Source organism: Pandoraea anapnoica (assembly GCF_902459765.1).
GTDB lineage: Bacteria > Pseudomonadota > Gammaproteobacteria > Burkholderiales > Burkholderiaceae > Pandoraea > Pandoraea anapnoica.
Genome location: NZ_CABPSP010000012.1, coordinates 198,285 through 209,411 on the forward strand (window position 1 = coordinate 198,285; position 11,127 = coordinate 209,411).

The 11,127-nt window shown below is 61.6% G+C and carries 11 protein-coding genes; 7 read left to right on the top strand and 4 right to left on the bottom strand.

The annotated features are described in order from the left end of the window. Positions 1-144: 144 nt before the first annotated feature. Positions 145-579, top strand: a complete 435-nt coding sequence (locus PAN31117_RS19500) for an NfeD family protein (protein WP_150739654.1) — start codon at positions 145-147, stop codon at positions 577-579. 164 nt (positions 580-743) lie between these two features. Continuing rightward, a complete protein-coding gene (locus PAN31117_RS19505) occupies positions 744-1,718 on the top strand; it encodes an SPFH domain-containing protein (protein ID WP_150739655.1) in 975 nt (324 codons plus the stop codon). 139 nt (positions 1,719-1,857) lie between these two features. On the opposite strand, the gene smpB is transcribed toward PAN31117_RS19505, so the two are convergent. Further along, positions 1,858-2,304, bottom strand: coding sequence for an SsrA-binding protein SmpB (gene smpB / locus PAN31117_RS19510; protein ID WP_039398704.1), 447 nt, complete (start codon positions 2,302-2,304; stop codon positions 1,858-1,860). Between the two features lie 147 nt (positions 2,305-2,451). Between smpB and PAN31117_RS19515 the strand changes: the two genes are divergently transcribed. Both PAN31117_RS19515 and PAN31117_RS19520 read left to right on the top strand, forming a co-directional pair. Then, on the top strand, positions 2,452-2,886 hold the full coding sequence (locus PAN31117_RS19515; protein ID WP_150739656.1) for a type II toxin-antitoxin system RatA family toxin: 435 nt from the start codon (positions 2,452-2,454) through the stop codon (positions 2,884-2,886). Beyond that, positions 2,876-3,214 carry an RnfH family protein gene (locus tag PAN31117_RS19520; protein WP_150739657.1) on the top strand — a complete coding sequence of 113 codons (339 nt, stop codon included), beginning with the start codon at positions 2,876-2,878 and terminating at the stop codon, positions 3,212-3,214. The genes PAN31117_RS19515 and PAN31117_RS19520 overlap by 11 nt, the downstream gene beginning before the upstream one ends. A 56-nt stretch (positions 3,215-3,270) precedes the next feature. Here PAN31117_RS19520 and PAN31117_RS19525 read toward each other — a convergent pair whose 3' ends face one another. After that, a complete protein-coding gene (locus PAN31117_RS19525; RefSeq protein ID WP_150739658.1) occupies positions 3,271-4,200 on the bottom strand; it encodes a DMT family transporter in 930 nt (309 codons plus the stop codon). Positions 4,201-4,481: 281 nt separating this feature from the next. Here PAN31117_RS19525 and guaB point away from each other — a divergent pair, with 281 nt between their 5' ends. The 3 genes from guaB to guaA are packed head-to-tail and all read left to right on the top strand — an operon-like array spanning position 4,482 to position 8,199. After that, positions 4,482-5,942, top strand: a complete 1,461-nt coding sequence (gene guaB, locus PAN31117_RS19530) for an IMP dehydrogenase (RefSeq protein WP_150739659.1) — start codon at positions 4,482-4,484, stop codon at positions 5,940-5,942. 6 nt (positions 5,943-5,948) lie between these two features. Beyond that, on the top strand, positions 5,949-6,641 hold the full coding sequence (locus PAN31117_RS19535; protein WP_150739660.1) for a hypothetical protein: 693 nt from the start codon (positions 5,949-5,951) through the stop codon (positions 6,639-6,641). Then, positions 6,616-8,199, top strand: a complete 1,584-nt coding sequence (guaA, locus tag PAN31117_RS19540) for a glutamine-hydrolyzing GMP synthase (protein ID WP_150739661.1) — start codon at positions 6,616-6,618, stop codon at positions 8,197-8,199. Before PAN31117_RS19535 ends, guaA begins: the two co-directional genes overlap by 26 nt. 187 nt (positions 8,200-8,386) lie before the next feature. On the opposite strand, the gene PAN31117_RS19545 is transcribed toward guaA, so the two are convergent. Together PAN31117_RS19545 and PAN31117_RS19550 are read right to left on the bottom strand one after the other, a co-directional pair. Further along, entirely contained in the window at positions 8,387-10,351 is a 1,965-nt protein-coding gene (locus PAN31117_RS19545; RefSeq protein WP_150739662.1) for a sensor histidine kinase, read from the bottom strand. Further along, entirely contained in the window at positions 10,261-10,995 is a 735-nt protein-coding gene (locus PAN31117_RS19550; RefSeq protein WP_150739663.1) for a response regulator transcription factor, read from the bottom strand. The genes PAN31117_RS19545 and PAN31117_RS19550 overlap by 91 nt, the downstream gene beginning before the upstream one ends. Positions 10,996-11,127: the final 132 nt, after the last annotated feature.

Genomic DNA, 11,127 nt, shown 5'->3' on the forward strand with positions numbered 1-11,127 from the left:
ACACCTGAAACAGGAAGCGTCCGAGCGGCATCTCGGACGCCGCTGAAAGCCTGCGCAATCCCTTGGGATGCGCGCGCTGATCGGTGGGTTTCGTGCTATAAACCCCGGTATAACACCGGGGTTTTTTCGTTTCTGGGAGTTGCGATGGAGCAGGCTTGGCTTTGGTTCGGCGTTGCCGGATTGATCGTGGTTCTGGAGCTGGCGAGCGGGACGTTCTATCTCCTCATGGTGGCGCTTGGTGTGGCGGCCGGCGGCGTTGCGGCGCTGCTGCGTGCCGACGGGCCGTTGCAGTGGGTCGTGGCGGCGATCGTCGCCGGGATGGCGGTCTGGTTGTTGCGACGTAGCCGGTTTGGGCGGCGTCGCATCAAGGTCGATGCCTCGGCCGACCCCAACACCAATCTGGATATCGGCCAGCGTTTGCATGTCGACGGATGGCGTCCTGATGGTCAGGCGCGCGCCATGTACCGGGGCGCAGAGTGGGATGTGGAGCTGATGCCGGGGGAGGCACCCGATGCCGGATGGTTCGTTATCCGCGAGGTGCGCGGTAGCCGGTTGTACGTCGCGCATGTGGCGGCATAGATCGCACGGATCGCGCAGTTCAATGGCCGACGTCGAAGCTTCTCGCCCGATGTCGATCCGTGGGCAGAACACTTCGGCGTCGTTGCGGTCTGACGACATGTCCCGCCATTGCGGGGCGTCGGGGAACTAGCTGACCGCCCAAGGTCGGCGCTTCAGGGGAAAATATGTTATCCAACGTCGCATTCATTCTCTTCATCATCGCGGTGATCATTGCGGCCCGGTCGATCAAGATCGTGCCGCAGCAGCATGCGTGGGTGGTGGAGCGCCTCGGTAAGTATCACGGGACGCTTACGCCGGGCCTGTCGATCGTCGTGCCGTTTGTCGACCGTGTTGCGTACAAGCACGTGCTCAAGGAAATTCCGCTCGATGTGCCGAGCCAGATTTGTATCACCAAGGACAACACGCAGTTGCAGGTGGACGGCATTCTGTACTTCCAGGTGACGGATCCGATGAAGGCGTCGTATGGCTCGAGCAACTTCATCGTGGCCATTACCCAGCTCGCCCAGACCACCTTGCGTAGCGTGGTCGGCAAGCTGGAACTGGACAAGACGTTTGAGGAGCGGGAGTTCATCAACCACAGCGTGGTGAATGCCCTCGACGAAGCAGCGGCGAACTGGGGTGTGAAGGTCCTGCGTTACGAGATCAAGGATCTGACGCCGCCGAAGGAAATTCTGCACGCCATGCAGGCGCAGATCACGGCGGAGCGTGAGAAGCGTGCGCTGATCGCGGCATCGGAAGGGAAGAAGCAGGAGCAGATCAACCTGGCGTCCGGTGCGCGTGAGGCGGCGATTCAGAAGTCGGAAGGGGAGCGTCAGGCGGCGATCAACCAGGCGCAGGGTGAGGCGGCGGCCATTCTTGCGGTGGCGGAAGCTAATGCCGAGGCCATCCATAAGATTGCTACGGCGATTCAGACGCAAGGCGGCATGGAAGCCGTCAACCTGAAGGTCGCCGAGCAGTATGTCGACGCCTTCAGCAAGGTCGCCAAGACGAGCAACACGCTGATCGTGCCGGGCAACTTTTCAGACATGAGCGGCATGATCGCATCAGCGCTCAAGATAGTGCGCGGCACCGAGGGCGGTTCAAATGCACCCGTCGATGGAAGTGCCGGCGGTTTCGGCAATTCCGTGCCGCGCCGTTGAGTGCAAGCAGATGGATGAGGGGGCCGGGGGGGGGGCGCTCTCGGTTGCACAACTGACTGACGAAAAGAAAACGGCCCGAGCGGGCCGTTTTCTTTGTGCGAGAGCGCTGTCGCTCCTCACGTGTCGTTCAGCGTTGATCTTAGGTCGGGTTGCGCATGAGTCGCGCTTTCTCGCGATTCCAGTCGCGTTCCTTTTCCGTCTCGCGCTTGTCGTGCAGCTTCTTGCCCTTGCCCAGCCCGATCTCGCATTTCACGAGGCCCTTGCTGTAGTGAAAGTTAAGCGGGACGATCGTGTAGCCGCGTTGCTCGACCTTGCCGATGAGTTTCTTGATTTCATCGGCTTTGAGCAGCAGTTTTCGGGTGCGGACCGGATCGGGGTTGATGTGCGTCGATGCCGATTGCAGTGGGCTGATGTGCGCGCCGATCAGAAAGATCTCGCCATTCTTGATGACGACATAGCCTTCTTTGATCTGCGCCCGCCCGGCGCGAATTGCCTTGACTTCCCACCCTTCGAGCGCGATCCCGGCTTCGAATCGCTCCTCGATGAAGTAGTCGAAGAAGGCCTTTCTGTTGTCGATGATGCTCATGGATCCTTGGCGGGGTAACTTGGTCGGACCCGGTGAGTCGGGCTCGGGTAAAATAGCGATTTTAACAAAGAGTCTCGGCAAGAGGCGGCTTGCGACACACGCGGCTCGACGGCGCACGTATCGCATGCACTCACAGCCCGACAGACGATGGCCGAAGTCAGTAAAACTGTTCTCGTGCATTTCTCCGACGAGCAAATGTACGATCTGGTGACCAATGTCGCCGATTACCCTAAATTCCTGCCTTGGTGCGGTGGTGTCGATATTCGGCATCAGGACGAGCACAGCATGGAAGCGTCGCTGATCATCGACTTCAAAGGCCTGAAGCATTCGTTTGCGACGCGCAACATCCAGGAGCGCCCGCACTCCATCCAGATGACCTTCGTCGAGGGGCCTTTCAAACGTTTTCACGGCACGTGGAAGTTCACGCCTTTGCGCGAGAACGCCTGCAAGATCGAGTTCGGTCTGCACTACGAGTTTGCGAATTTCCTGCTGGAAAAGGTTATCGGTCCGGTGTTCAGCCACATTGCGAACACGTTCGTAGACGCCTTCGTCAAACGTGCGGAGACGGTTTATGCCAAGTGAGCTGAACATCGAAGTCTGCTACGCGCTGCCCAGCGAACAAACGATTGTCCCGCTGAGGCTGGCCCAAGGCGCGACGATGCGCGACGCGATCGAACGAAGCGGACTGCTGCAACGGTTTCCGGAGCTGGATCTCGACCGGATGAAGGTCGGCGTGTTCGGGAAGGTGCGTGCGCTGGATGCGGCGGTGGAGACGGGCGATCGCGTCGAGATTTACCGCACGCTCAAGGCCGATCCGAAGCTGGCGCGGCAACGGCGCGTCGAAAAAGTCCGCAACGAGGGCAGCCGGGAAGGACAGAAGTGGCTGGGCAGCGCCCGTAAGGGCAGCTAATGCTGGTGGCGCAAGGCTGAGGCAGGCCGGACGTCTCGTCCCGGACCTGCCGTCGATCAGTGCGTCGATCCCCGCGAATGCAATCGCACCGACGCACTGACACCTGCCAGCAATAACGCCACCGCGGCGATCTCCAGCAGACGTGGCAGCCGGTGCTCATAGATAAAGCCGTAGACGAGCGCGAACAGCGTTTCAAACACGATCAGCTGCCCTGACAGGGTGAGCGGCAGCGTCCGGCTCGCCGCGTTCCAGAATGCATTGCCGATGGTCGACGCACCGATGGCCACGGCGATATTCACGATCAGAAACATCTGCCAGTCACGCGGCACATCCGCTGTCATCGGATGCGGCAGCAGCAAGGCGGCAATCGCCAGTGCGCACGCCAGCACCCCCGTCGCTACCCCCGTAAGCAACGACCATTCTTGACTCGTGAAATGCCCGAATTTCGCGAGATATCGGGCGTTGGCGACGGCATACCATGTCCAGCTTGCCAATGCCCCCACCGCGCAAACGACGCCGGCTAGCGTGAGCCGCCAGTCACCACCGCTCGCGGCGGCGTGCGTGAAGATGTCGACGTTGATACAGACGATGCCAGCGACGACCAGGGCCAGAGGGCCCGCCAGCTTCGACAGCGGGAGGGCGCCGTGATCGCGGCTGCCGACCAGTGTGACCGTCACGGGCAGCACGCCCACGATCAGCGACGCCGGCGCGATGCCCGCCATTTGCACCGATGCGGCGACAAACAGGTAATAGATCAGATTGCCGACGAGACTCAGTCGGAATAACGCGCGCCAGTCGTTACTCGTGACGGTATGCCGCAAGCGCGGCCAGAGCGGGGCGAGGAACACCGCCGAGACCAATCCGTACAGGACGTAACGCGCAGCCGACAACTCTAGCGGCGAGAATCCGGGTAGCAGGCGCGGGGCAAGGAACACCAGTCCCCACAGCGCGCCCGCCGCCAGTCCGTACGAAATGCCTTTCCCCATGAAATCTAGCCCGCAGTTGGTCGTTGATACAAGAAGCGTCCGGCCGAAATCCTGCCGGAAAGGGCGCAAGAATAGCACTCGCTCCGCGCAGGCTGATTGTGAAATCCGGCACTTGGCGGGGGATAAGCCCGCGTCACGGCTTCGGGCCGCCGAGGGCCGGTTTTGCCCTCAGCGGGTGCCGAATCCGTCCCTCGGGGAAAAAGCCCCTTGACATGTGGGGCAGACCTGCCATGCAGCGCGCGATTTCTGTATAATTCGGTTTTGCGCCTATAGGATTTGCCATGCGTCTGATCCAAAAAGCACTCACATTCGATGACGTGCTCCTCGTCCCGGCCTACTCTGCCGTTCTCCCGCGCGACACCAGCCTGAAAACCAAGCTCACGCGCAACATTACCCTGAACATGCCTTTGCTGTCGGCCGCCATGGATACGGTGACCGAAGCGCGTCTGGCCATTGCCATGGCGCAACAGGGCGGTATCGGCATCATTCACAAGAATCTGAAGCCGGCTGAGCAGGCGCGGGAAGTCTCGAAGGTCAAGCGTTTTGAGTCGGGCGTTCTGCGTGATCCGATCACCATTCCGCCGCACATGAAGGTGCGCGATGTGATCGCGCTGTCGCGTCAGCATGGCATTTCCGGTTTCCCGGTCGTCGAGGGCGCGCAACTCATCGGTATCGTGACCAACCGCGACCTGCGTTTCGAAAGCCGCCTGGACGAGCCGGTGCGCGCGATCATGACGCCGAAGGAAAAGCTCATCACCGTGCGTGAGGGCGCTTCCCCGGCCGACGCCGAGCGTCTGATGCACGATCACCGCCTTGAGCGCGTGCTGGTCGTCAACGACGCGTTCGAACTGCGCGGCCTGATGACCGTCAAGGACATTACCAAGGCTACGGAATACCCGCTGGCAAGCAAGGACGAACACGGCAAGCTGCGTGTCGGCGCTGCTGTTGGCGTGGGCGCGGATAATGAAGAGCGCGTCGAGCTGCTGGTTGCGGCCGGCGTCGATGTGATCGTGGTCGATACGGCGCACGGTCACAGCCAGGGCGTGCTGGACCGCGTACAGTGGGTCAAGAAGCATTTCCCGCAGATTGAAGTCGTCGGCGGCAACATTGCGACGGCAAGCGCCGCGCTGGCGCTGGTCGAGCACGGTGCAGACGCTGTCAAGGTCGGTATCGGCCCGGGCTCGATCTGCACGACGCGTATCGTTGCAGGCGTCGGTGTTCCGCAGATCACGGCCATCGCGAATGTGGCTGAGGCACTGAAGGAAACGGGCGTTCCGCTGATCGCCGACGGTGGTATCCGCTACTCGGGCGACGTGGCCAAGGCGCTGGCCGCCGGTGCGCACACCGTGATGATGGGCAGCATGTTCTCCGGCACGGAAGAAGCGCCGGGCGAAGTGTTTCTGTATCAGGGCCGTTCGTACAAGAGCTACCGTGGCATGGGTTCGGTGGGTGCAATGAAGGACGGTGCAGCAGACCGTTACTTCCAGGACCCGGCCAACAACGCCGACAAGCTCGTGCCGGAAGGCATCGAAGGCCGTGTGGCCTATAAGGGTAGCGTGAACGCGATCCTGCACCAGTTGACCGGCGGTATCCGCTCGTCGATGGGCTACCTCGGTTGCCCGTCGATCAAGGATTTGCACGAGAAGGCAGAATTTGTCGAAATCACGTCCGCCGGCATGCGCGAATCGCACGTGCACGACGTCCAGATCATGAAGGAAGCCCCCAACTACCACGTGGAGTAATTGCCCATGAAGGCCATGTTGCGTACGGTACTGTTCCTCGATGCGGCGTTGAATCTGGCACTTGGCGTGCTGCTGATTGCGTCGTTCTGGTCATCGCTGTATGCGGCCATTGATGTGCCCGCGCCATCGCCCGTGCTGTATGCGCAGGTGCTTGGTGTGGCCTTCATTGGCGTGGCCTGGCTGCAATGGCACGCCACCGTGAATGGCCTGTTGACGTCGACCGTGGCAAAGGTGACGGGACATATCAGCTGGATCAGCGGTGCGTTCGTGTTGGGGTGGCTGATCTCCGGCCAGTTGGTGGTGTCGAGCGGCGGCAAGTGGATGCTTGCCATGCTCGGGGCTGTCCTGCTGGTAGTGGGCGGGATTCTCGTCAAGCTGGCGTCGAGTGTGCGCACGAAAGAGCGTGTACAGGCGGCGCAGCAGGCAGGCGAGCGGGTGCGTGGCGGTGTCGTGAGCGACACGCGACGCGACGCACCGAGAGATTATGCCGATGCCCGGGTCGTCGACGAGGCCCGTGGCACGCGCGCTGAGCCGCGCATGGAGACGCCTCGTGGCGGCTCCGCACCAGTCAATAGCACGCCGGTCGCGCCCGTGGGCGCCACCGGCATTGTCGCGCCCGTGCCGTCCGACACGGCGCCGACGTCCAACGAATCCACTTCATCCGTACCTCACGATGCACGACAAAATCCTCATTCTTGACTTCGGCTCGCAAGTCACCCAGCTCATTGGACGCCGCGTTCGCGAAGCGCACGTCTACTGCGAGATCCACCCGAACGACGTAACGGACGAATTCATCCGCGAATTCAATCCTAAGGCCGTCATTCTGTCGGGTAGCCACGCGAGCACGTATGAGGATCAGGATCTGCGTGCGCCTCAGGCCGTCTGGGATCTGGGCGTGCCGGTCCTGGGCATCTGCTATGGCATGTTCGCGATGACGGTCCAGTTGGGCGGCCAGGTCGAAGCCAGCAACCATCGCGAATTCGGTTACGCCGAAGTGCGCGCCCATGGCCATACGCCGCTGCTCGACGGGCTTGAAGATTTCCGTACCGACGACGGTCACGGCATGCTCAAGGTGTGGATGAGCCACGGCGACAAGGTCACGCAACTGCCGGAAGGCTTTGCGCTGATGGCGTCGACGCCGAGCTGCCCGATCGCCGGTATGGCTGACGTCAAGCGTCATTACTACGCTGTGCAGTTCCACCCGGAAGTCACGCACACCGTGAAGGGCCGCGAACTGCTCGAACGCTTCGTGCTGGAGATTGCAGGTGCGAAGCCGGATTGGATCATGCGCGACCACATCGAGGAAGCCGTCAAGGCGATCCGCGAGCAGGTGGGCGACGAGGAAGTGATTCTGGGTCTGTCGGGCGGCGTGGATTCGAGCGTCGCGGCGGCGCTGATTCATCGTGCGATTGGCGATCAACTGACGTGCGTGTTCGTTGATCACGGTCTGCTGCGTCTGAACGAAGGCAAGATGGTGATGGAAATGTTCCAGGGCCGTCTGCACGCGAAGGTTGTGCATGTCGATGCCACGGCACAGTTCATGGGCCACCTGACGGGCGTGACGGATCCGGAGCAGAAGCGCAAGATCATCGGCCGTGAGTTCGTGGAAGTGTTCCAGGCCGAAGCGAAGAAGCTGAAGAATGCGAAGTGGCTGGCGCAGGGCACGATTTATCCGGACGTGATCGAGTCGGGCGGCGCGAAGACGAAGAAGGCGACGACGATCAAGAGCCACCACAACGTGGGTGGCCTGCCGGAGACGCTGGGTCTGAAGTTGCTGGAGCCGCTGCGCGATCTGTTCAAGGACGAAGTGCGCGAACTGGGCGTGGCGCTCGGCCTGCCGCACGACATGGTCTACCGTCACCCGTTCCCGGGTCCGGGTCTGGGCGTGCGTATCCTGGGTGAAGTGAAGCAGGAGTACGCGGACTTGCTGCGCCGCGCCGATGCGATCTTCATCGAAGAACTGCGCAACACGGTCGAGCCGAACAGCGGCAAGACGTGGTACGAGCTGACGAGTCAGGCGTTCGCGGTGTTCCTGCCGGTCAAGAGCGTGGGCGTGATGGGCGATGGCCGCACGTACGAGTGGGTCGTGGCGCTGCGCGCCGTGCAGACGCAAGACTTCATGACGGCACATTGGGCACACCTGCCGCACGAACTGCTCGGCAAGGTCTCGAACCGCATCATCAACGAAGTGCGTGGTTTGAACCGTGTTGTCTACGACATCTCGGGCAAGCCGCCTGCGACGATTGAGTGGGAGTGATTCGGCGTCTGACACTGGTCGGCGTCCGCTGACAGTAAAGCACACCTAAGCCCGCGATTTTTGCGGGCTTTTTTGCATTCCTGTTTGGTATCGGCTGGTCGCAGGCTGTCGAAGAAGGAGAGGGCGTCGCTCTCCAAGTCAGGCTACATGATCCGTTATTCGGTGGTCGAGACGAGACTTGGACCTCCTAAGCGGTTCGCATCCTGACGCACAAGACTGTGTAAGGCCCATTCCGGGAAATCGTCATCGTGCCGCCAAGTTTCTGCGCGCGCCGCTTCATGCTGTGCAATCCGGCACCTTCGTGCATCGTGCGAGGAACGGCTTCCCCAGCGTCGTCAAAACGACCGGTGTCGAAGCCAACGCCGTTGTCCTCCACCCGCAGCGTAAATTCTCCGTCGACGTCACGGAGTTCGACGCGCACGCAACTCGCCTTGCTGTGCTTGAGGACATTGGTCAGTGCCTCCTGCAAAATGCGTTGCACTTCCAGCGATCGGGCGGCGCCCATTTCGCATCGCTCAATGCCTTCCACGCGCCATTCGCACTCGATCATCTGAATCTCGAAACGCGCCGTCATTCGATGGCGCAGGGAAGCAATCTGCTCTGCCAGCGTCTGCTCTCCTGCCTGATGCACCGTTGCGCTGTCTACGACGAAGCGCAATTCATCCCGCAATTCCTTCAGCAACGCAAGAAAGCGCTCGGGTGGAAGCGTGTGTGGCGCATGTTCGATGGCGGCGATGCCCGACACCAGCGTACCCCCCAATCCGTCGTGCAGGTCGTGCGCCAGATTGAGCCGCTCGGCGAGCCGGACATTGGCGACTTGCAGTTCATGCTGACGATTCAGGGTGGACGACAATTCACCTCGGGCGTCGTCGATCGCCTGCTGTAGTTCGTCATTGAACTCCGAGATGCGCCGGGCGTTGTTGGCAAATCGTCGCGCCAGCACAACGGCCATGCCGATCATCAGGATCTGTGAGGTTTGCGCGGTGTAGTAGACGTTGGAGCTCAGAATGCCGAAGAACACGAGAAAGTCGTGTAACCCGGCGGCGACGAACACGAGCGCACAAAGCGAGACGATCCGTTGTTCCGTCTGCCGTTCGCGCCACGTCAGCACGAACAACAGCACGCAGGTTGCCAGCCACGTCATGCCGGGCACGACAGCCCAGATCGCGCGCAGCGTTTCAGTATAGGTGCGTGGTGCAACGATCAGCGTTGCTGCGCCCACACCGAACGTGATCCACATCGTGGCCTCGATCCGAGGCATTCGTCTGCCGCAGAAGCGCAGCACGAACATGGTGAAGCACGCACAGTAAAAGAGAAACGCGATGGACACGAACAACTGCCAGCCATCGTTGGTCGCAAAGGGCCACGGTCGTGTGGCGATCTGATTGATCGCGTAGAGCCACCATGCGAAGGACATCAGGCTGAACCACCCGTATGACGTCTCCTGCCGGCGGTATAGCCAAAGCGTAAGCACTACGACACCGAGCGTGACGGTGATCGCCAGACTGAAAAGCTGCAGATCGTGGCGCAGCCATCGCGCCCTGTCGTACGCCGAACGGATGGCGTCGGGCGATCCCCGCAGCACCGGACCGAGTCCCGGACTGTATGCCGCAAGGCCCGAGACACGCACCAGCAACACGTTGGAACCGGCACGAAGCGTCGGCGCGTCGACAACCCAGTGGCGTGGTGTATTCCAGGCGCGACTCAGCGGCTCGACCAACGAATCGTCACGTGAGATCAGGCTGCCGTTCAGATACACCGCGCCAGCCATGTTCAGGTATTCCAGCATCAGGCCCCGTGCCTTGACGGGCGACGGCTCCTGCCATGTCAGCCGGTACCAGACGACGCCGTCGAAACGCGGCCAGCGCGATGTCCACACGTCCGGCAGCGTTACGGGAACCCAACCGGCATTCGGCGGCTGCGTTGCCTGCCAGTCGCTGCGCACGGCTTCAACGTGCTCGAACGGCAACGAGGCGTCGGAAACCGGACGCGGGGCGATGGAGCGCTGCGCGTGCGCAGTGGCGGAGAACAGGCAGAGCAGTGCGATCAGCGTGATCAGCGTCAGGGCAACAAGCCGGAGATGCGGGCTTCGAACACGGCCTGAGTGCGCGAGTTGACTGCCAACTTCTTGTAGATGTTCTTGATGTGACATGCGACCGTGAGGCTGGAGATGGAGAGCAATGCTGCAATCTCGCGGTTCGTCATGCCTTTGGCCACGAGTCCGAGAATCTCGACTTCGCGCGGGCTTAGCATCGACGGGACATCGGACATTCGCGCCGCTGCCAGGCCGCTGCCGGTACCGGAAGGCGGCACCGGTATGCGTGAGCCGCCGGGTGCGAGCGCAACCAGCCCCAGAATGTGCCGTGCCACGAACGGATCGATCGGCGCGCCCCCGCGCAACGCACTTCGAATCGATAGCGCGATCTCTGCGTCCTCGCGCTCCTTGAGCAGATATCCCGTGGCACCCCGTTGCAGGGCCCCAACGATGATCTGCTCCGTACTCCACGCGGAGATTACCAGAATCGGCAGAGCAGGGTCGCGCGCATGCAGCTCGCTGATCAGGTCGATGCCGCTGCCGTCGGGCAGGCCGACGTCGATCAATACGAGTGCGAACGGTTCGTCAGCGAGCACCGCCCGCGCCTGCGCGAGACTACCGGCGACTTGCACGGCGTCGTCAGCATAGCCAAGGGAATGGAGAATGGCGCGCATGCGAATTTGCATGCCCGGATCGTCTTCTACGAGCAACAACGGACCGGGCAATACCGGTTCGATATTCGCAAGCGTGCTGGCAGACATGGCAGGCGAAGTGGAGAAGGGGGCTGGAGTAGCGGTATCGCAAAATAGCACGCCTGCGAACACGTCTGCTATCCCCGAAACAGGGGGGTAGATGGGGGACTCGATCGGCGTCGGGCGCCGATCCTTCGTATT

Bases quoted from the DNA above. Each gene is read 5' to 3' on its own strand.
- PAN31117_RS19500 (WP_150739654.1), top strand. From the start codon at position 145: ATGGAGCAGGCTTGGCTTTGGTTCGGCGTTGCCGGATTGATCGTGGTT.
- PAN31117_RS19505 (WP_150739655.1), top strand. From the start codon at position 744: ATGTTATCCAACGTCGCATTCATTCTCTTCATCATCGCGGTGATCATT.
- smpB (WP_039398704.1), bottom strand. From the start codon at position 2,304: ATGAGCATCATCGACAACAGAAAGGCCTTCTTCGACTACTTCATCGAG.
- PAN31117_RS19515 (WP_150739656.1), top strand. From the start codon at position 2,452: ATGGCCGAAGTCAGTAAAACTGTTCTCGTGCATTTCTCCGACGAGCAA.
- PAN31117_RS19520 (WP_150739657.1), top strand. From the start codon at position 2,876: ATGCCAAGTGAGCTGAACATCGAAGTCTGCTACGCGCTGCCCAGCGAA.
- PAN31117_RS19525 (WP_150739658.1), bottom strand. From the start codon at position 4,200: ATGGGGAAAGGCATTTCGTACGGACTGGCGGCGGGCGCGCTGTGGGGA.
- guaB (WP_150739659.1), top strand. From the start codon at position 4,482: ATGCGTCTGATCCAAAAAGCACTCACATTCGATGACGTGCTCCTCGTC.
- PAN31117_RS19535 (WP_150739660.1), top strand. From the start codon at position 5,949: ATGAAGGCCATGTTGCGTACGGTACTGTTCCTCGATGCGGCGTTGAAT.
- guaA (WP_150739661.1), top strand. From the start codon at position 6,616: ATGCACGACAAAATCCTCATTCTTGACTTCGGCTCGCAAGTCACCCAG.
- PAN31117_RS19545 (WP_150739662.1), bottom strand. From the start codon at position 10,351: ATGTCACATCAAGAACATCTACAAGAAGTTGGCAGTCAACTCGCGCAC.
- PAN31117_RS19550 (WP_150739663.1), bottom strand. From the start codon at position 10,995: ATGTCTGCCAGCACGCTTGCGAATATCGAACCGGTATTGCCCGGTCCG.